Source organism: Qipengyuania soli, assembly GCF_015529805.1.
Taxonomy (GTDB): Bacteria; Pseudomonadota; Alphaproteobacteria; order Sphingomonadales; family Sphingomonadaceae; genus Qipengyuania; species Qipengyuania soli.
On record NZ_CP064654.1, the window covers coordinates 2,222,246 to 2,240,392 of the forward strand.

At 63.4% G+C, this 18,147-nt stretch carries 20 protein-coding genes and 1 pseudogene; 11 read left to right on the forward strand and 10 right to left on the reverse strand.

The annotated features are described in order from the left end of the window. The first annotated feature begins 363 nt into the window (after window positions 1-363). The 9 genes and pseudogenes from IRL76_RS14575 (at window position 364) to IRL76_RS11115 (ending at window position 5,884) form a co-directional block, all read left to right on the forward strand. On the forward strand, window positions 364-1,041 hold the full coding sequence (locus tag IRL76_RS14575) for a heterodisulfide reductase-related iron-sulfur binding cluster (protein ID WP_281388138.1): 678 nt from the start codon (window positions 364-366) through the stop codon (window positions 1,039-1,041). After that, window positions 957-1,160: pseudogene (locus IRL76_RS14580) on the forward strand (NAD(P)-binding protein); the annotation flags it as partial. The gene IRL76_RS14575 and the pseudogene IRL76_RS14580, both read left to right, overlap by 85 nt. Before the next feature lie 66 nt (window positions 1,161-1,226). Then, window positions 1,227-2,087, forward strand: coding sequence for an FAD-dependent oxidoreductase (locus tag IRL76_RS14690; RefSeq protein WP_343072325.1), 861 nt, complete (start codon window positions 1,227-1,229; stop codon window positions 2,085-2,087). Between the two features lie 4 nt (window positions 2,088-2,091). Next, the gene (locus IRL76_RS11090; RefSeq protein WP_200981400.1) at window positions 2,092-2,958 is read left to right on the forward strand and encodes a hypothetical protein; all 867 of its coding nucleotides are present in this window, start codon (window positions 2,092-2,094) and stop codon (window positions 2,956-2,958) included. 1 nt (window position 2,959) lies between these two features. Further along, complete coding sequence (locus tag IRL76_RS11095; protein WP_200981401.1) at window positions 2,960-3,700, forward strand: 4Fe-4S dicluster domain-containing protein; 741 nt, start codon at window positions 2,960-2,962, stop codon at window positions 3,698-3,700. Window positions 3,701-3,709: 9 nt separating this feature from the next. Next, window positions 3,710-4,648, forward strand: a complete 939-nt coding sequence (locus IRL76_RS11100; protein WP_200981402.1) for a CoB--CoM heterodisulfide reductase iron-sulfur subunit B family protein — start codon at window positions 3,710-3,712, stop codon at window positions 4,646-4,648. Window positions 4,649-4,650: 2 nt separating this feature from the next. Next, on the forward strand, window positions 4,651-5,091 hold the full coding sequence (locus tag IRL76_RS11105) for a hypothetical protein (protein ID WP_200981403.1): 441 nt from the start codon (window positions 4,651-4,653) through the stop codon (window positions 5,089-5,091). A gap of 1 nt (window position 5,092) precedes the next feature. Beyond that, the gene (locus IRL76_RS11110; RefSeq protein WP_200981404.1) at window positions 5,093-5,530 is read left to right on the forward strand and encodes a glycine cleavage system protein H; all 438 of its coding nucleotides are present in this window, start codon (window positions 5,093-5,095) and stop codon (window positions 5,528-5,530) included. Between the two features lie 24 nt (window positions 5,531-5,554). Then, the gene (locus IRL76_RS11115) at window positions 5,555-5,884 is read left to right on the forward strand and encodes an ArsR/SmtB family transcription factor (protein WP_246449712.1); all 330 of its coding nucleotides are present in this window, start codon (window positions 5,555-5,557) and stop codon (window positions 5,882-5,884) included. A 12-nt stretch (window positions 5,885-5,896) separates the two neighbouring features. Here the strand turns inward: IRL76_RS11115 and IRL76_RS11120 are convergent, their stop codons facing one another. From IRL76_RS11120 to IRL76_RS11140, 5 genes are all read right to left on the reverse strand, one after another. Further along, window positions 5,897-6,235 carry a hypothetical protein gene (locus IRL76_RS11120; RefSeq protein ID WP_200981405.1) on the reverse strand — a complete coding sequence of 113 codons (339 nt, stop codon included), beginning with the start codon at window positions 6,233-6,235 and terminating at the stop codon, window positions 5,897-5,899. Then, on the reverse strand, window positions 6,232-8,049 hold the full coding sequence (locus tag IRL76_RS11125) for a SulP family inorganic anion transporter (RefSeq protein ID WP_200981406.1): 1,818 nt from the start codon (window positions 8,047-8,049) through the stop codon (window positions 6,232-6,234). The genes IRL76_RS11120 and IRL76_RS11125 overlap by 4 nt, the downstream gene beginning before the upstream one ends. A gap of 16 nt (window positions 8,050-8,065) precedes the next feature. Beyond that, window positions 8,066-8,473, reverse strand: coding sequence for a protein tyrosine phosphatase family protein (locus tag IRL76_RS11130; protein ID WP_200981407.1), 408 nt, complete (start codon window positions 8,471-8,473; stop codon window positions 8,066-8,068). Window positions 8,474-8,542: 69 nt separating this feature from the next. Further along, the gene (locus IRL76_RS11135; protein WP_200981408.1) at window positions 8,543-8,743 is read right to left on the reverse strand and encodes a YgaP family membrane protein; all 201 of its coding nucleotides are present in this window, start codon (window positions 8,741-8,743) and stop codon (window positions 8,543-8,545) included. A gap of 24 nt (window positions 8,744-8,767) precedes the next feature. Then, window positions 8,768-9,718: an MBL fold metallo-hydrolase gene (locus tag IRL76_RS11140; RefSeq protein WP_246449715.1), complete on the reverse strand. Its 951-nt coding sequence runs from the start codon at window positions 9,716-9,718 to the stop codon at window positions 8,768-8,770. Window positions 9,719-9,822: 104 nt separating this feature from the next. On the opposite strand from IRL76_RS11140, the gene moaA reads away from it, so the two are divergent. Together moaA and IRL76_RS11150 are read left to right on the forward strand one after the other, a co-directional pair. Further along, complete coding sequence (moaA, locus tag IRL76_RS11145; protein WP_200981409.1) at window positions 9,823-10,860, forward strand: GTP 3',8-cyclase MoaA; 1,038 nt, start codon at window positions 9,823-9,825, stop codon at window positions 10,858-10,860. A gap of 10 nt (window positions 10,861-10,870) precedes the next feature. Further along, window positions 10,871-12,055, forward strand: a complete 1,185-nt coding sequence (locus tag IRL76_RS11150) for a molybdopterin molybdotransferase MoeA (protein ID WP_200981410.1) — start codon at window positions 10,871-10,873, stop codon at window positions 12,053-12,055. On the opposite strand, the gene speB is transcribed toward IRL76_RS11150, so the two are convergent. The 5 genes from speB to IRL76_RS11175 all read right to left on the reverse strand — a co-directional run bounded on the left by speB (window position 12,052) and on the right by IRL76_RS11175 (window position 18,145). After that, window positions 12,052-13,005, reverse strand: coding sequence for an agmatinase (gene speB / locus IRL76_RS11155; RefSeq protein ID WP_200981411.1), 954 nt, complete (start codon window positions 13,003-13,005; stop codon window positions 12,052-12,054). The genes IRL76_RS11150 and speB overlap by 4 nt on opposite strands. Window positions 13,006-13,009: 4 nt before the next feature. Then, a complete protein-coding gene (locus IRL76_RS11160; RefSeq protein WP_200981412.1) occupies window positions 13,010-14,452 on the reverse strand; it encodes an NAD-dependent succinate-semialdehyde dehydrogenase in 1,443 nt (480 codons plus the stop codon). 8 nt (window positions 14,453-14,460) lie between these two features. Beyond that, window positions 14,461-15,837 carry an aspartate aminotransferase family protein gene (locus IRL76_RS11165; protein ID WP_200981413.1) on the reverse strand — a complete coding sequence of 459 codons (1,377 nt, stop codon included), beginning with the start codon at window positions 15,835-15,837 and terminating at the stop codon, window positions 14,461-14,463. A 141-nt stretch (window positions 15,838-15,978) separates the two neighbouring features. After that, a complete protein-coding gene (locus IRL76_RS11170; protein WP_200981414.1) occupies window positions 15,979-16,710 on the reverse strand; it encodes a gamma-glutamyl-gamma-aminobutyrate hydrolase family protein in 732 nt (243 codons plus the stop codon). Between the two features lie 4 nt (window positions 16,711-16,714). Continuing rightward, complete coding sequence (locus IRL76_RS11175; protein ID WP_200981415.1) at window positions 16,715-18,145, reverse strand: gamma-aminobutyraldehyde dehydrogenase; 1,431 nt, start codon at window positions 18,143-18,145, stop codon at window positions 16,715-16,717. Window positions 18,146-18,147 lie beyond the last annotated feature (2 nt).

The following is an 18,147-nucleotide window of genomic DNA, read 5'->3' on the forward strand; positions in this document are numbered from 1 at the left end:
CTGTGGATGATGAACGAGATGGACATCCCCTATCTCGACGAGACCGACCAGACGAGCTGCACCGCCTGGAACTACCATGGTTCCGGCATCGGCAATATCGTCAGCCTTGCCGCGGTTTTCCTGCGCAACTTCCACCAGGCCTATGTCTCGGCCAAGGCGGAGGGGCTGCCCGAGGGCTATTACTATCCGCTGGTCCACTGCGGCACCTCCTTCGGCAATTACAAGGAGGTGCGCGAGTACCTGCTGCTTTCCGCATCGCTGCGCGAGAAGGTCACCAAGATCCTCGGCAAGCTCGACCGGCTGGTCGACGGGAAGCTGCTGATCCCCGAAGAGATCGTCCATTATTCCGAGTGGGTCCACGCCATGCGCAAGGACATCGCCGCGCGGCAGGTGTTCGATGTCTCGAACGTGCGCGCCACGATCCACCCGGCGTGCCACGTCTACAAGATGATCCCGCAGGACGTGATCTACGACGACGAGGTGCTCGACGGGAACCGCGTCGCGGTCTCGACCGGCATCATCCAGGACCTCGGCGCACAGGTGATCGACTATTCGACCTGGTACGACTGCTGCGGCTTCGGCTTCCGCCACATCATTTCCGAGCGCGAGTTCACCCGCAGCTTTGCCATCGACCGCAAGATCAAGGTCGCGGTCGACGAGGCGCATTCGGACGTGATGATCGGCCATGACACCGGCTGCATCACCACGCTCGACAAGAACCAGTGGATCGCCAAGGCGGACGAGCGCAACGCGGGCAAGGACTACTCGCTGCCGGTGATCGCCGACATCCAGTTCGCCGCGCTCGCCTGCGGTGCGCACCCCTACAAGATCGTCCAGTCGCACTGGCACGCTTCGCCGATGGAGCGCCTGTTTGAGAAGATGGGCATCGACTGGCAGGCGCGCGAGGCCGAGTTCAAGGAATACCTGGAGCAGGTGAAAGCGGGCAAGCAGGACAACCTCTACGACCCGCGCCGCCGCATCACCGGCGGCCCCGGCTACATCCCGCCCGAGAAACGCAAAGCAATCGAGGCACGTCCGTAATGAGCAAGCCCATCCTCGTTGTCGGCGGTGGTCCCGCCGGTCTCGCAGCCGCCCATTCGCTCGCCATCGCCGGGCAGCAGGTGGTGATCGTCGACAAAGCCGACCGCCTTGGTGGCGCGCCGATCCTCTCGGGCTACGCCAAGCTCGCGCCGACTTTCGAGTGGGCGACGGACGCCATCGGCCCGATGGTCACCCGCGTGGCCGAGAGCCCGGCAGTGACGGTCCACCTCAACGCGACTGTCAGCGACTTCTCGGGCGAACCGGGCGCCTTCACCGCAAAGCTTTCAACAGGGGAAAGCGTGGACTGCGCCGCGGCCATGCTGTGCACCGGCTTCACCCACTTCGACAGCATCAACAAGCCCGAATGGGGCTTCGGCACCTTCCCCGACGTGGTCACCACCACGCAGGTCGAACAGATGATCTCCTCAGGCAAGGGCATCCGCCGCCCCAGCAATGGCGAGCCGCCCAAGCGCGTGGCGATCCTGCTCTGCGTCGGCAGCCGCGACCGCCAGATCGGGCGCGAATGGTGCTCCAAGATCTGCTGCACCGTCTCGGCCAAGATGGGCATGGAAATCCGCGAGGAACTGCCCGACTGCCACGTCTACATCTACTACATGGATATCCGGACCTTCGGACTCTACGAGGAAATCTACTGGCGCAGCCAGGAAGAGCACAAGGTCAAGTACATCAAGGCGCGCATCGCCGAGGTCACCAGCGATGGCGACAAGGTCATCGTCAAGGGCGAGGACACTCTGGTCAAACGCCCGATCACCATCCCCTTCGACATGGTCGTCCACGCCATCGGCATGGATCCCAATGTCGACAACATGCTGATTTCCAGCATTTTCGGGGTCGAACTGCATCACTGGGGCTACATCAAGCGGCAGAACAACTACGGGATCGTGGGCGCTACCAATCGCCCGGGCGTGTTCGTCGCGGGTGCGGCCACCGGGCCGGAGACGATCGACGATTCCATCGCGCAGGGCACGGCTGCCGCAATGTCGCTGCTGACCTCGCTCGCCCCCCAGATGGAGGCTGCTGAATAGGATCATGGGCGCACGGGCCAACCCTTCTGCCTACTACCCCGGCGAGATCGATCTCGCCGTGCGGCTCGACCTCGATGGCGAGCGGCTGGGCCAGGCATTGTCGGGAATGCTTGCGTCGGCCGAAGCGCATGGCGGGATCGAGAAGATCGTCGAAGCGCTCAATCTCAAGACCGAACTTTTCGCCGATGCCTTCGCCGACGGCGCGAAGGACCTGACGCCGGAGAACTTCCTCAAGCTGCTGATGTTCATGCCGACCGTGCGCCGCCGGGTGGGCGACTACCTCGAGGGTGCCAACTTCCTGCACATGAAGCAGGCTATCGGCGAGCTCCTTGCAGAAGGCGACACCGACGAGCGCATCGCGCGCTTCACCGCCGCCTTTCCCGCCAGCAAGCGCCACCGCTGGGTGCGCGACCTTGCCTGCGAGATCCTCCACAATTCGCGCCGCGAACTCTACCCGCTGATGACCCGCTGGGTCTGGGACCACAAGGCGAACTCGGGCGTGCTGCGCGAAATCTGGTTCGCCGACGATGTCGACAACATGCTGATCGACGTGGCCGACAACTACGCGACCTTCCTCAAGCTGCGCGAGGAACTGGCCGGCTACCTGACCGACAATGGCGTGTTTCGCGATGTGCCCTGCTACGTCGATCTGGTCTGCGCGCAGGTCTATGCCGGTTATATCGCCAGTCAGGGCGGAGCTTTCCTCAAGGCCGATTTCGCGTCCGAGCAGGACAGCTTCCTGTTCGTCCTGCGCCTGCTTGGCCTCGACGGCGTGCAGGCCAAGGCCGCCGATGTCTCGGCCCGCGAGGATGACGATGCGATCGATCTGTCCGACATCATGACGACCTCCCGACTGATGGGGAACGCCTGACATGCCCATCCACGAAAAGAGCCTGATCCGCCCGGAAAACCTCTCGACCCACGACAATCTCGTGATCGACGGAGTGGACGTGTCGGGCGATTTCTCGACCTTCATCCGCAGCCGCGTGGTCACCGACTACAACGAGGATTTGCAGGACGAGATCGCCGCCATGCCGGGCGGCGAATACATCCACCGCTGCTGGCAATGCGGCTCCTGCACCAACAGCTGCACGGTCAATGCGGAGAACCCGGACTTCAACCCGCGCTACTGGATCTACCTCATCCGCATGGGGATGGAGAGCGAGCTGCTGCGCGACAAGGACATCATCTGGCAGTGCGTCAGCTGCAACAAGTGCACCAGCGCCTGCCCGCGCGACGTCGTGCCCGAAGGGGTGATGAAGGCGACCGCGCACTGGCTCGAGATGAAGGGGCACACGCCGAAGTCGAACTCACTGATCTTTGACGAGATATTCACCGACCAGGTGGTCGAATATGGCCGTATCGAGGACGGCCGGGTTCTCATGGAATTCATGAAGAAGACCGACCAGCCGCTGCTGCAGGACTGGCTGGTCGATCTCGTCAAGAAGCTGGTCAGCGGCCTGCCGCTCAAGGCGCTCAGCAAGATGGGCTGGTCGACGCTGTTCCACCCCAAGACTTCAGACTGGTCGAAGGCGCGCGATGCCCTTCGCGAACACATTGCCGAAGAAAAGGCCAAGCAGCACGCAGCGCTGGGCATGGACCCGGCCGAGTAGGATCGAGAGATGCAGGACAACCGCAAGGAACGGTACAAGACGGTCGCTTACTACCCCGGCTGCGCGCTGGAGGGTACCGGCCAGCCCTATGACATCTCGACCCGCGCGGTCGGCAAGAAGCTCGGCCTCAAGCTCGAGGAAGTGAAGGACTGGAACTGCTGCGGCGCGATGGAGGTCAAGAACATCGACCTCGAGGTGCAGACCTATCTTTCCTCGCGGGTGATGAGTCAGGCGGTGCACAAGAACAAGGCCGAGGTCGTGATGGCGCCGTGCAACGGTTGCTACCACAACCTCAAGAAGGCCGAATACGACCTCAGCCACAAGGAAAAGTCCAAAGCCACGGTCGAGAAGATCAGCGCCAAGGCCGGGCATGAAGCCTATCATCCGGGCGAGATCGAGACGATCCATGCGCTCGACTGGATCAAGTTCGGCTATGGCGAGGAAGAGCTCAAGGCCAAGATCAAGGGTGGCCTCAAGGGGCTGAAGGTCGCGAACTACTACGGCTGCATGTACACGCGTCCGCGCCACATTTTCCCCGAGAAGGGCCACGGCGGCGACAGCGAGAGCTTCAAGGACCCGCACTACATGGACGACCTGCTCGCCATCGCGGGGGCGGAGAATGTCGAATTCCCGCTGAAAACAGCCTGCTGCGGCGGGGCGCACACGCTGTCGGACAGCGACATGTCGACCAAGCTGGTGCTCAACATCCTTGAGGCGGCGGAAGCTGCGGGGGCGGAGGTTATCGCCACCGAATGCCCGACCTGCCATTCGGGCCTCGAAATGCACCAGATCCGCGCACTCAAGAAGCTGTCGAAGGATACCAAGGTCAAGGTCGTCTACTTCACCCAACTGCTCGGCCTCGCCATGGGCCTGTCTCCGCGCAAGGTCGGGCTCCACGCCAATGTCTCGCAGTCGATCCCGCTGCTGAAGGCAAAGGGGATCGCCTGACCATGCGTAGCATCGCCGAGATCGAGCAGTGGCTGGAGACGGGCGAACGTTCGCCCGACCCGCTCGACCATGCGGCAGAGCTGCTCCAGGCGAGCGAAGACGTGCTCGAGAACTGGATCGTCGCCCATGGCGGCACCCCTACCGACGAGATGCGCGAGGGGTTTCGTCTGCTTGCACTCCACCGCCAGGGTGCGAAGGGTGATCCGAGTTTCAACGCCTGCCGCGAGACCTGTCGCGAGGTCGCCTATCACTACAATCTCGTCAGTATGAACGCCGCCGACCCCTGTATCGGGAGCACTGTCGCCATGATGCGTCTGGTGACAAAGCACCTGGTGCTGTTTATCGGTGGGAAGCTTCAGGAAGCGGGTCTGGGGGACTTCTGCTGCTCCTCGCGCCCGATCAGATCCAAGCCCGACCGCAAAGTCGACTATCTGGGAGTGTAACATGCCAAGCGTACGCGGATGCAACCTGCCCGACGACCTGCTCTACGACGTCGACAACCACATCTGGATCAAGGAAGAAGGCGACGGCAACATCCGCATCGGGATGACCGCCGTGGCGGTCGCCCTAGCCGGCGAACTGGTCGCCTTCACGCCGAAGAAGCCGGGCAAGGAAATCAAGGCCGGGCGTTCCTGCGCGATCGTCGAAAGCGGCAAGTGGGTCGGTCCGGCCAAGACCCAGGCCGGCGGCGAAATCGTCGCCGTGAACGAAGACCTGGTGGCCAAACCAAGCCTTGCCAACGAGGATCCCTACGCGAACTGGATGGTCATTCTTGCGCCGGAGGACTGGGACAGCGTAAAGGGCAGTCTCACACCCGGTAGCGAAGTTGCCGGACCCTACGAAGCGAAGATGGATGAAGACGGGTTCGCCGGTTGCGGCTGATGCCCGCAGTTGAAGGAACGGCAAGTGGAACTTCCACTGGAATTGATGAAGGAAAATGCCGGTCGCGCTTCGGCCTTGCTGAAGTCGATGGCCAATGAATCGCGCCTGATGATCCTGTGCCAGCTGTCGCAGCAGGAAATGACCGTCGGCGACCTGACCAAGAAGATCGAACTTTCGCAATCAGCCCTGTCGCAGCATCTCGGGATCCTTCGACGGGAGAAGCTGGTGAAGACCCGGCGGGAATCGCAATACGTCTGGTATTCCATCGACAGCGAGGACGCGAAGGCGGTAATCGGTACGCTCTACGACCTGTTCTGCGCCGAGTGCGAGATCGACAACAAGGCCAATTGCTAGAACCAGCTCATTTCACAGGCAGTGGATCAGCACCCTGATCCTCGCCTCGTGAAATGCTTTCCAGCGATCCATGATCCGTTGCTCGACGACCTCGTCGGCAGGTGACGCGGCCGCTGCGTGGAACGCGTCGATAAGGGGAAGCAGCTGATCCTTGAGCTCGATCGTTCGCAAGTCCCCTGGCGTCCAGCCGATGTAGAGCGCATCGTGCCGCAGCTTCTCAGGGTCGCCGATCGCTGCCGCCATTTCCGCCAGCTTGCGGACACGCACGAGGTCTTCGCGCGCCAGATGCGCCTGGAAATAGCTGTCGGACCGCTCGGCAATGCCATGCAGATAGGTTTCGAGGGGCGTCACTTTGCACCTCCGGTCACGATATCGGGCTTCGACAGATGTCCTTCGCTGGCGGCAGCCGGCGCAAGTTTCTCGAACGCCTCGTTCTGCGACAGGAATATCTTTCCGCGCAGTTCGTCGAGCAGGTTCGATCGCGCGAGGCGATCCATCACTGGTCCCTTCACTTCGGAAAGGTGCAGTATCACGCCCGAATCCGCGAGGCGGCGGTTGAGCGCCTCGAGCATTTCGAGGCCCGTTGCATCAACCCAGTTCACCGCCGAACACATCAGCACCAGCTCGCGCACTTCGGGGTTCTTGGCCACTTGGTCGAAGACGAAATCCTCGAACCAGCGCGAGTTGAGATAGGTCAGCGATTCATCGATCCGGATGGTCAGCAGGTGCGGAGCGACCAGCACCTCGTGCCGGCGCACATTGCGGAAATGCTCGGAATGGGGGATGCGTCCGACGACCGCAGCATGCGGGCGCGAGGCATGCCACACCAGCAGGGCGAGGCTTATCGCGACCCCCGCCAGAACACCCGTCTCGACGCCGTCGGCAAGGGTGATGGCGATCGTCGCCGCAATGCCGGCAAAATCGCGCTTCGAATAGCGCCAGAGCTCGCGCGGCTTGTCCAAGTCGACCAGCGAGAGGACGGCCACGATGATGGTCGCGGCCAGTGTCGCAAGCGGCAGGTAGAACAGGAACGGTGTCAGCAGGATCGAGGCAAGCGCCATGCCTATAGCGGTGTATGCACCCGACGCCGGCGTTTCCGCGCCCGCATCGTAGTTTACGACCGAGCGCGAGAAACCACCCGTTACGGGAAATCCCCCCGACATCGACGACAGCACGTTGGCCGAACCGAGAGCCACCAGTTCCTGGTCGGGGTCGATCCTGCGACGGCGTTTGGCCGCCAGCGTCTGCGCGACCGATATCGACTCGACGAAACCGATTATCGCGATGAACAGTGACCCGACAAGGAGCTTAGACCACAGCACCGGGTCCCACTGCGGAAAGACCAGGTGGGGCAAGCCGATCGGAATGTCTCCCACCGTCTTGACGCCCTTTGCAGGCAAGTCTGCCGCCGCGACGACAATGGTTGTCAGGAGGATGGCGACCGCGGGCGCCGCCTTGGCCATCAATCCCGCGGCCTGCCGGCGTATCCCTCGCCTGACGAGGAAGAGCTTCAGACTGCTGCGCGCCCATACGAGGAAGAGGATCGTGCCGAGACCGACGCCAAGAGTGTAAGGATTGGCATCTCCCGCATGTCTGAGCAGGGTGCTGCCGATCGCATAGAGATCCTCTCCTTCCGCCTTCACCCCAAGTATGTGCTTGAGCTGGCTGGCAGCGATCAGGATGCCGCTGGCGCTGATGAAGCCGCTTACCACCGGATGGGAGAGCAGGTTGGCGAGAAACCCAAGTCTGAAGATGCCCATGGCGAGCAACATCAGGCCTGAAATCATCGCCAGCGCGATGGCAGCGGCGAGATATTCGGGCGATCCGGCCGTCGCCACGCCGCCTGCCGCTGCGGCAGTCATCAGGGAAATGACGGCGACGGGCCCGACCGAGAGGACCCGGCTGGTCCCGAACACGGCATAGGCGAGGAGCGGCAAGAGCGAGGCGTAGAGACCGACGACCGGCGGTAACCCGGCGAGGAGGGCGTAGGCCAGGCTCTGGGGAATGAGCATGACCGTGACGATCACCGCAGCGACCAGGTCACGAGATAGCGCTAGCCGGCTGTAGGTGCGGCTCCATTCTAGAATGGGAAAATAACGCTGCAGCGACGCCAACCCGTTCACCGACGCGGAGGTCTTGGCGGCGGGAGGCGTATCCTGGAGCATCAGGCCCGTGGAGGTTTCACAGCCTGGGGCGAAGCATGGCGAGATCGTAGCCCGCGTCGGTGGCGCATTTGATCCGGTCGTCTGCGCTCAACCCGTGCGGATTGGCGACCATCCACAGCGCTGTGGCCCGCTGGCCGCTGCCGCAATAGGCGAGGACCGGACCGTCGGCCTCGGCAATCGCCTTGCGCTGGGCTTCGACGGCTTCAGGGGTGATGCCGCCCGGCACGATCGGGTTATGGACGAATTCCAGACCCGCGGCCTCGACCGCGGCGCGCACGTCATCTGCACAGGGCTGGTCGGGCTTTTCCCCATCGGGGCGATTGCAGATGATCCGCGCGAAGCCTTGCGCCTTGATCGCTTGGATGTCGGCGGGTGTTATCTGGCCGCGGACGCTAAGCCCTTCGGTAAGCTGCTTGCATTCCATGTGGGGGTTCCTTTGCGGGTTTTCCTGTCCGCCTGCTCGGCGGTCACCAACGGATTCTCGTTTGGAGCTTCAATTCCTGCAGGTACTGAGGCCGAGCGGCTTGTAGAGCGGACAAAAGCCGACAATGCTGGTAAGGACGAAAATTGCGGCGACTGCCCCGGCCACGATGGCAAGTGTCCCGGAGATTGTTCCGGTCAACAGTAGGTAGGCCAGCACGACTGCCACGATGAGACGCAGTGTCCGGTCGATCGAGCCCATGTTCTTGACCATACTCTCTCTCCTTCTCAGCCGGTCCTACACGGCGTTGACCGGTATCTTGATGTAGCTGACCCCATTGTCCTCGGGATCTGGAAGGCGTCCGCCGCGGATGTTGACCTGCACGCTGGGCATGATGAGCTTGGGCATGGCGAGCGTCTTGTCGCGCGCTGTCCGCATGGCGACGAACTCGTCCTCGCTCACGCCGTCCCTCACGTGGACGTTCCCGGTTCGCTGGAGACCGACGGTGGTCTCCCACGCATACTCGTCGCGTCCCGGGGCCTTGTAGTCGTGGCACAGGAACAGGCGCGTATCCTCGGGCAAGGCGAGCAGCCGGCGAATGGAGCGGAAAAGCTCTCGCGCATCGCCGCCAGGAAAGTCTGCGCGCGCGGTGCCGAAATCCGGCATGAAGATGGTGTCGCCGACGAAAGCCGCGTCGCCGATGACGAATGCCATGTCCGCAGGCGTGTGTCCCGGCACGTGCAGCGCAATCGCATCGATGGTGCCGAGCCTGAAGGTTTCGCCGTCGTCGAACAGGCGATCGAATTGCGAGCCGTCACGCTGGAAATCGGTGCCGGCGTTGAAGAGCTTGCCGAATACGTCCTGCACCCGGATGATGTCGCGTCCGATAGCCAGCTTTCCGCCGAGTTCACTCTGGAGATATGGGGCGGCAGAAATGTGGTCGGCATGGGCATGCGTCTCGATCAGCCATTCGACCTTGAGGTCGTTCTTGCGCACGTATTCGACGATCAGGTTCGCTGAGCCGTGCGAGGTTCGTCCCGCCGCCGCATCGTAGTCGAGAACCGAGTCGATGATCGCGGCGACATTGGTCGCCGGATCATGGACGACATAGCTGACGGTATTGGTCGCCTCGTCGAAGAAACCCGCGATCGATGGCCGCTTGGCCTTGTCGGCGCGTGCCTCTTCGATCTGCCTTGCGGCTGCCGCGAGGACGGTGTCACTTGAAAAGTCCATCACTGCCTCTGTCATATTATGATTATCTAATATACGATCCATCCGAGTCAATGTCGGGTGGACTTTTGTAACTTGATGCACCCTCGCCACGAAGGCCCATAGTGTATAGGACAGCCACGATGGCCCGCTTCGATCCCGAATTCCAAATGCCCAAGATACGCCCTGCAAACGGGCCGGGCGGATTGCAGGACAGTTTCGGTCGTCGCTTCTCCTATCTGCGGGTCTCGTTGACGGATCGCTGCAATTTCCGCTGCACGTACTGTCTTCCCAACGGATACCAGAAACCGGCCGATGCGCCGAGCGAGCTGTCACGTGAAGAATTTCGTCGGGCGGTGGAAGCCTTTGCTCGGCTTGGTGTCTGGAAAGTGCGACTGACGGGAGGCGAGCCGACCGTGCGCCGGGACTTTTCGGAAATCGCCAGGGACATGGCGAACATTGCAGGCGTTCGGCGCGTCGCGATGACGACTAACGGCTATCGCCTCGCGCGTGAGGCGCTGGACTGGCGCGCAGCAGGTGTCGATGCCGTCAACGTCAGCGTGGACACGCTCGATCCCAAGGCATTCGCGGCCATCACGGGACATGACCGACTGGCCGAAATCCTTCGCGGCGTCGACGCCGCAATCGAGGCGCAGTTCGATGCGGTGAAGATCAACAGCGTACTGATGGACGGAACCGAGCCGGGTGATCTCGCTGACATCCTGGATTTCATTCGCGAGCGCGATGTCTCGTGGCGTTTCATCGAGCTGATGCGCACCAACGACAATGCGGCCTTCCACCTGCAGAATTCGCGTACAAGCGAGCGGCTGCGCGCGGCATTGGTGGCTACCGGGTGGACGGTCCAGCCAAAGGCACCGGGCGCAGGCCCTTCGATTGACCTCGCGCATCCCGACTATCGCGGCGCCATCGGCATCATCGCCCCCTATGCCTCGGGCTTCTGCGACAGCTGCAATCGCCTTCGCCTGTCGAGCCGCGGCAAGCTCCACCTGTGCCTGTTCGGCGAGGCAGGCATCGACCTGCGCTACCTGCTCCAGCACGACGGACAGATCGACGAACTTGTCGAACGCATCCGTTCGGCGATGCCGCACAAGACGCTGGGGCACAGGCTGCACGATCAAGACAGCGGCCAGACTCCGCATCTCGCCTCCATCGGCGGGTGATCTTCCGGCCATGCTGACTTTCGACGAAGCGATTGCGCTGCTCGAAACCGTAGTCGCACCGCTCCGGTCCGAAACTTTGCCAATAGCGGCAGCCGCAGACCGCTTTCTAGCGAAGCCACTGGCAGCACGTTCGGCTTCTCCCGCCCGGACGGTGTCCGCGATGGATGGCTATGCGATCAGCGGCGGCACCGAGGTCGCGGGACAATGGTTCGACCTTATCGGGGAAAATCGACCGGGTGCGGAAGACCCCGGTTCGATCGCTCCGGATCAGGCCGTCCGGGTTCTGACAGGTGCTCCCGTGCCGCAAGGGGCCGATTGCGTCGTCATGCAGGAGTATGCCGAGCGCGAAGGTTCGCGGGTGCGTTTTGCAGAAGGCTACGGCCCGGCCACCCACATCCGCGCAGTGGGCAGCGATTTTGCAGCCAATGACGTACTTGTCGCTGCGGGCGAAAGGCTGACGCCGCGCGCCATGATCGCTGCGGCTGCGGCTGACAGGGCCGAATGTACGGTCTCGGCAAGGCCGCGCGTGGCGATCATCGCGACGGGAGACGAATTGGCGCCTCCCGGCACCTCGGCAGAACGCACCGGCTCGGTCCCGGAATCCGCCAGCTACGGGGTCGCCGCGCTTTGCGAGATCATGGGCGCTAAAGTCGTTGGTCGTTTCCATGGCCGCGACACCATCGATGAACTCGAGAGGATTGCCGGCGAGGCACTGGCCATTGCCGACTGCGTCGTCGTCACCGGGGGCGCATCGGTCGGCGACTACGACCTCGCGCGCCCAATGTTCGAAAAGCACGGGCTCGAGCTCGTTTTCGGACGAATTGCGATCAAGCCAGGGAAACCGGTGTGGCTGGGTAAGGTCGGGAGCAAGTTGGTTCTCGGGCTGCCGGGCAATCCCTCCTCGGCCATGGTGACGGCCCGCCTGTTCCTCCAGCCATTGCTTGCGGCAATGCAGGGCGGCACGATTGCGCGGCAGTTGTGCTTCGTTCCGATGTCACTCGGCGCTTCGCTGCCACGATCGGATTCGCGCGAAACCTTCGTGCGGGCGCGCAGCAGCGCTGAAGGCCTTGTACCTGCCGAAAACCAGGAAAGCGGGGCGCAATCCCCGCTCGTCACTGCCGACTGGCTGATCCGCAGGCCTGCAAACTCGCCGCCCGCTGCGGCGGGCGATCTCGTGCTCGCCCTGCCCTTCTAGACCGCCATTAGCGCAACGCAGTGCAAGGCCACTGTTGCCGCCGCAAGCGCGGTAATGTCGCCTGAATCGTAAGCCGGTGCGACCTCGACCACATCCGCACCACGGATATCCAGTCCGCCAAGACGGCGCATGATCGAAAAGGTCTTAGCCGTGCTCGGTCCTCCGGCAACCGGTGTTCCCGTGCCAGGGGCAAAGGCCGGATCGATAAAGTCGATATCGAAGGTCAGATAGGCAGGACGGTCGCCGGCAATGGCCTTCACCTGCGCCGCGATGTCGTCCGCACTCATGCTTTCGACATCCTCGGCAGTGAGGACGTTGAAGCCAAGCGTGTCGCGATTGTTGGTCCTGATGCCGATCTGCACCGAGCGCGCCGGATCGACGATGCCCTGCTTCACCGCATGATAGAACATGGTGCCATGGTCGACCTCGCCATCCTTGGCAGGCCAAGTGTCGGTATGGCTGTCGAAGTGGATCAGCGACAGCGGCTCCCCCACCTGCGCGGCCAGCGAGCGGATGACCGGCCAGGTGCAGAAGTGATCGCCGCCGAGCATCAGCGTACGCATGCCTTGCGCATGGATGGCGGCAAACTCTCGTTCGAGATCGTCGGCGACCTGCATCGGCGTGCCATAGGGCACCGAAAGGTCGCCATAATCGACCACTGCCAGCCGCTCGAACGGGTCGAAGTCCCAGCCCCAGACCGCATCCCAGGCGATCATCGCCGAACCCTGTCGCACGCTTCGCGGTCCGTAGCGCGACCCGGGCCTGCCGGTCGTGGCAAGATCGAAGGGGATGCCCACCACGGCGACATCGGCCCCGGCGAGGTCCTTCGAGTAGCGGCGACGCATGAAGCTCATCGCACCCGAGAAGGTCGGTTCGATGACCGTCCCGTCCGCTCCACCCTTGCGGGTAAAGGCAAGATCGGTCGGCAGCTTTGAATGCTCGTCGGCCATCGGATCAGACCGTCAGGCTGACGTACTTCATCTCGACATAGTCATCGATGCCGTACTTCGATCCCTCACGACCGAGACCCGACTGCTTGACCCCGCCAAAGGGCGCGACCTCGGTCGAGAGTATGCCCGAATTGACGCACACCATGCCGCTTTCGATCGCCTCCGCTACGCGCCAGACGCGCGAGAGGTTGGTCGAGTAGAAATAGGCGGCGAGGCCGAATTCGCTGTCGTTGGCCATGGCTATCGCCTCGTCTTCGGTTTCGAAGCGGATGACCGGAGCGAGCGGGCCGAAGGTTTCCTCGCTCGCGACGAGCATGTCCTGCGTCACGCCCGCGATCACGGTCGGCTCGAAGAACGTGCCGCCCAAGGGGTGCCGGTGTCCGCCCGCGAGCAGCGTACCGCCCTTCGCGAGCGCGTCGGCGACGTGCTCTTCCACCTTGGCGATGGCATTGTCGTCGATCAGGGGACCCTGTTCGGTCCCGTCGTCCATGCCATTGCCGACCTTCAGCGCCTTGGCCCGCGCAGCGAGCCTTTCGACGAACTGGTCGTAAACGCCCGCCTGCACATAGAGGCGGTTGGTGCAGACACAGGTCTGGCCCGAGTTGCGATATTTCGACGCCATGGCGCCATCGACCGCCGCATCGACATCGGCATCGTCGAACACGATGAAGGGCGCGTTCCCGCCGAGTTCGAGGCTGAGTTTCTTGATCGTGTCAGCGCTCTGGCGCATTAGCAGGCGACCGATCTCGGTCGATCCGGTGAAGGTCAGCTTGCGCACCAGCGGGTTCGAAGTCATCTCGCCGCCGATATCGCGGGCGCTGCCGGTCACGACCGCGATGATCCCCTTGGGAATGCCTGCTTCTTCCGCCAGCACCGCCAGAGCGAGCGCCGAGTAAGGCGTCTGCGCCGCCGGCTTGATCACCATCGGGCATCCGGCGGCAAGCGCCGGCCCTGCCTTGCGGGTGATCATGGCATTGGGGAAGTTCCACGGCGTGATGGCCGCTGTGACCCCGATCGGCTGCTTGAGGACGAGGATCCGCTTGTCCGCCATGTGGCCGGGAATGACGTCGCCGTAGAGGCGTTTTCCTTCCTCGGCGAACCACTCGATGAAGCTCGCCCCGTAGGCGATCTCACCCCGCGATTCCGTCAGGCTCTTGCCCTGCTCCATGGTCAGCAGGCGGGCCAGTTCCTCCTGGTTGTCGAGCATCAGCTGGAACCAGCGACGCAGGATTGCGGCGCGATCCTTCGCGGTCCTGCCACGCCAGGCCGGGAACGCCGCCTGCGCCGCCTCGATCGCACGGCGGGTCTCCGCGGCCCCGCAATTGGGGACCGTGCCAATCTTTTCGCCGGTAGCGGGATTGGTGACGTCAATGGTTTCGCCGCTATCGGCGGCGATCCATTCGCCGCCGATGTAGCAGGCCTCGCGCAAGAGCGGTGAGATGCTCATGGCGCGCCTCAGCCGATCGCCCGGAGGCGCGGAACGGCTTCGTCGAGCGCCTGGCGGATGATGCCGACGAGCTCGTCGATCTGCGCCGTGCTGATGACCAGCGGCGGGCACATGACGATGCTGTCGCGGATACCGCGAACCATGAGGCCGTTGGCAATGCACAGGTCGCGTACGATGGGGCCGGCCGTGCCTTCGGCACCACCGAAGCGCGCACCGGTTGCCTTGTCGGCGACGATCTCGACTGCGCCGAGCAAGCCCACTGAACGCGTCTGGCCGACCAGCGGATGGTCGTTGAGCGTGGCCAGCGCCTTGGCGAGGTAAGGTCCGGTCTCGTTGCCGGTCTTCTCGACCAGTCCTTCGCGCTGGATGATCTCGATATTGCGCAAGGCGACGGCGGCAGAGACCGGATGGCCCGAATAGGTGAAGCCGTGGACGAAATCGCCACCGGTTTTCATCACCTCGATGATCTCCGCAGAGACAGCAGTCGCCGAAATCGGCAGGTAGCCCGACGAAAGCCCCTTCGCCATCGGCATGATGTCGGGCGAGACGCCGACGGTCTCGTGTCCCCACATCTTGCCCGTGCGGCCGAAGCCGGTGATGACCTCGTCGCAGATGAGCAGGATGCCGTGCTTGCGGCAGATCGCCTCGACCTGTGGCCAGTAGTTCTTCGGCGGAATGATGACCCCGCCCGCTCCCTGGATCGGTTCGCCGATGAAGGCGGCCACGTTCTCCGGCCCGACCTCGAGGATGCGCTCCTCGATCGCCTGCGCACAAAGCGTGCCGAACGCCTCCTCGTCCATGTCGCGGCCTTCGTTAAACCAATAGGGCTGGCGGACGTGTTCGATGCCCGGGATCGGCAGGCCGGGGGTGGCGTGCATCGCCTTCATCCCGCCCAGCGAAACGCCCGCGACGGTCGATCCGTGATAGGCATTCCAGCGACTGATAAAGATCTGGCGCTTGGGTTCGCCCTTCAGCTCCCAGTAGCGACGGACAAGGCGGAACACGGTGTCGTTCGCCTCGCTGCCCGAGGAGTTAAAGAAGACGTGCGGCAGGCGGCCATTCGAGAGGCTGGCGATCTTGTCGGCCAGCAGCACCGTAGGCGGCGTCGCGGTCTTGAAGAAGGTATTGTAGAAGGGCAGCTCGCGCATCTGCTCGGCAGCAACTTCGACGAGCTCCTCGCGCCCATAGCCGACGTTGACGCACCACAGGCCGGCCATGCCGTCGAGGATGCGGTTGCCGTCGCCGTCATGGATGTAGCAGCCTTCGGCATGGGTGATGATGCGGCTGCCACCGAGATTCTCGATCTCCTTCCAGTCTGCCTGGGCAGGAAGGTGGTGTGCGACGTCGAGCCGGCGGAGTTCGGCGATATCGTAATTGCGGGGCATCGTGGTTCTTCCTTGGATATCTATGGGGTGCGCCGCTGGGCGCGAATGCTCGTGACAAAGAGGGGCGCCAAGGGCGCACACGGCCTCAGGGCGTGAAGCAGAGCCTCGCCAGGTAGATGTCGTAGCGTCGAACGATCGCGTTCATGCTTCGCCTCTCGCGGCCTTTCCCAGCAGGCGGAAGAATGCCTGGCTGTCGGGGTTCTTACCAGTTTCCCATTCGGGGTGCCACTGGACAGCGAGGAGTGGCGCGCCATTGGGCCGCGCGGCATAGGCTTCGACGAGGCCGTCGGGCGCAAGCGCCTCGACACCCAGTCCGTCGGCAAGCCGCCCTACTCCCTGGTAGTGGACCGAATTGACCGTGATCCGCTCCTTGCCGATTTCCGTCGCCAGCATCCCGCCGGCGGTGAGGTCGACCGGGTGGTGGTGGTCGAACATCACCGCAAGGTTGTCCGATTCCGGGGAATGGTGCCGCAGCAGATCGTCATTACTCGAGGTATCGCGCCGCAACGTCCCGCCCAGGGCGACATTGATCTCCTGAAACCCGCGGCACATGCCGAAGACCGGCTTGCCGTTGTCGATCATCCGGCGGACGACCCCCAGCGCGATTTCGTCGCGCCCCGCATCGAAGGGCCCGTCGCCGTCGCAATCGCCATAGCGCGCGGGTTCGACGTTGGAGGGCGAGCCGGTCAGCATCACCGCGTCGAGCCGCCCGACTACCTCCATCGCGTCCATCAGGTCGGGCAGTGCCGGGATGAGCAACGCCGCGACGTCGGCATATTCCATCGCCGCGCGGACATAGCGGTTCATCACCGCTTGGGCGATCTCGCTGCCGACGGTCCGGTTGCAGGCGGTAATGCCAATGACGGGGCGCATGGTGTCAGTGCTTTATCATCACGTGGCGAGTGACGGTATAGTGCTCGAGGCAATAGACCGACAGGTCCGAACCATATCCCGACAGCTTGACCCCGCCATGCGGCATCTCGGTGACGTTGACGGAGTGCGTGTTGATCCAGGTGACCCCGTATTCGAGGCGCGAGGCGAATTCCGCCGCCTTGCCGACATCGCGGGTCCAGACAGAGGAGGCGAGGCCGTATTCGCAGTCGTTGGCCCAGTCGAGCACTTGGGAATCCTCGTCGAAGCGGGTGACCGAAACCACCGGTCCGAAGACTTCCTTTTGGACGATCTCGTCATGGTGGCGGGCGCCCGCGATCAGAGTTGGTTCGTAGAAAAAGCCCGAGCGATCGGGCGCGCGGCCGCCGGTGACGATCTCGGCAGGGGTATCGGCGAGCGCGCGGGCGACGAAGCCGTCGACGCGGTCACGCTGGCGCGCGGTGATCAGCGGGCCGAGCGCAGTGCCCGGATCGGACGGATCGCCGAGCGCGATCTTGCCGACCGCATCCTGCAATTGCGCGACCAGCCGGTCGTAGATCCTGGCATGCGCATAGACGCGGCAGGCAGCCGTGCAGTCCTGTCCGGCGTTGTAATATCCGCCCTCCGCAATCGCCTCGACCGCCGCATCGATATCGGCGTCCTCGAGCACGATGACAGGCGCCTTGCCGCCGAGTTCGAAATGGGTGCGCTTGATGGTCGGTGCGACCGCTTCCATGATCTTGCGCCCGGTCGACACGTCGCCGGTCAGCGAGACCATGCTGACATCGGGATGCGAAACCAGTCGCGCACCGACATTGGGGCCGTTGCCGGTGACGACATTGACCACGCCCTCGGGCAGAAATTCGGCGCACACCTCGGCCAGCTTCAATGCCGTGAGCGGCGTGTGTTCCGAAGGCTTGAGCACGACGGTATTGCCTGCCGCGATCACCGGGGCGATCTTCCAGCTGGCCATCATCAGCGGATAGTTCCACGGCGCGATGCCGACGCACACGCCCAGAGGGTCGCGGCGCAACATGGAAGTGAAGCCGGGGCGGTATTCGCCTGCCGGAATCCCGGCCACGGTGCGCGCGGCGCCTGCAAAGAAGCGGAACACGTCGACCGTATTACCCACGTCGACTGCCTTTGCCGTACCGATTGGCTTGCCGCAATTCTCCATCTCGAGCTTGGCAAATTCGTCGGCCATCTGCTCGACCTTGTCGGCGATGCGAAGCATGCGCTGCGAGCGTTCCTTGGGAGCCATGCGCGACCACGCGCCATAGGCCCCGCGCGCCGCTGCGACGGCGTCGTCGACCTGTTCGCGGCTCGCACTGGCGAGGCTCGTAAGCTCCTCTCCGGTGGTGGGATTGTATGCGATCTCCGGCGCTTCGTCGCCATCGACTTTGCGGCCGCCGATGAACTGGCCCTTCACGTCGAGCATGT

What these genes read in the sequence shown, in the direction of transcription:
- IRL76_RS14575 (WP_281388138.1), top strand. Translation starts at nt 364, where the DNA reads ATGCGCAAGGACATCGCCGCGCGGCAGGTGTTCGATGTCTCGAACGTG.
- IRL76_RS14690 (WP_343072325.1), top strand. Translation starts at nt 1,227, where the DNA reads ATGGTCACCCGCGTGGCCGAGAGCCCGGCAGTGACGGTCCACCTCAAC.
- IRL76_RS11090 (WP_200981400.1), top strand. Translation starts at nt 2,092, where the DNA reads ATGGGCGCACGGGCCAACCCTTCTGCCTACTACCCCGGCGAGATCGAT.
- IRL76_RS11095 (WP_200981401.1), top strand. Translation starts at nt 2,960, where the DNA reads ATGCCCATCCACGAAAAGAGCCTGATCCGCCCGGAAAACCTCTCGACC.
- IRL76_RS11100 (WP_200981402.1), top strand. Translation starts at nt 3,710, where the DNA reads ATGCAGGACAACCGCAAGGAACGGTACAAGACGGTCGCTTACTACCCC.
- IRL76_RS11105 (WP_200981403.1), top strand. Translation starts at nt 4,651, where the DNA reads ATGCGTAGCATCGCCGAGATCGAGCAGTGGCTGGAGACGGGCGAACGT.
- IRL76_RS11110 (WP_200981404.1), top strand. Translation starts at nt 5,093, where the DNA reads ATGCCAAGCGTACGCGGATGCAACCTGCCCGACGACCTGCTCTACGAC.
- IRL76_RS11125 (WP_200981406.1), bottom strand. Translation starts at nt 8,049, where the DNA reads ATGCTCCAGGATACGCCTCCCGCCGCCAAGACCTCCGCGTCGGTGAAC.
- IRL76_RS11130 (WP_200981407.1), bottom strand. Translation starts at nt 8,473, where the DNA reads ATGGAATGCAAGCAGCTTACCGAAGGGCTTAGCGTCCGCGGCCAGATA.
- IRL76_RS11135 (WP_200981408.1), bottom strand. Translation starts at nt 8,743, where the DNA reads ATGGTCAAGAACATGGGCTCGATCGACCGGACACTGCGTCTCATCGTG.
- IRL76_RS11140 (WP_246449715.1), bottom strand. Translation starts at nt 9,718, where the DNA reads ATGACAGAGGCAGTGATGGACTTTTCAAGTGACACCGTCCTCGCGGCA.
- moaA (WP_200981409.1), top strand. Translation starts at nt 9,823, where the DNA reads ATGGCCCGCTTCGATCCCGAATTCCAAATGCCCAAGATACGCCCTGCA.
- IRL76_RS11150 (WP_200981410.1), top strand. Translation starts at nt 10,871, where the DNA reads ATGCTGACTTTCGACGAAGCGATTGCGCTGCTCGAAACCGTAGTCGCA.
- speB (WP_200981411.1), bottom strand. Translation starts at nt 13,005, where the DNA reads ATGGCCGACGAGCATTCAAAGCTGCCGACCGATCTTGCCTTTACCCGC.
- IRL76_RS11160 (WP_200981412.1), bottom strand. Translation starts at nt 14,452, where the DNA reads ATGAGCATCTCACCGCTCTTGCGCGAGGCCTGCTACATCGGCGGCGAA.
- IRL76_RS11165 (WP_200981413.1), bottom strand. Translation starts at nt 15,837, where the DNA reads ATGCCCCGCAATTACGATATCGCCGAACTCCGCCGGCTCGACGTCGCA.
- IRL76_RS11170 (WP_200981414.1), bottom strand. Translation starts at nt 16,710, where the DNA reads ATGCGCCCCGTCATTGGCATTACCGCCTGCAACCGGACCGTCGGCAGC.
- IRL76_RS11175 (WP_200981415.1), bottom strand. Translation starts at nt 18,145, where the DNA reads ATGCTCGACGTGAAGGGCCAGTTCATCGGCGGCCGCAAAGTCGATGGC.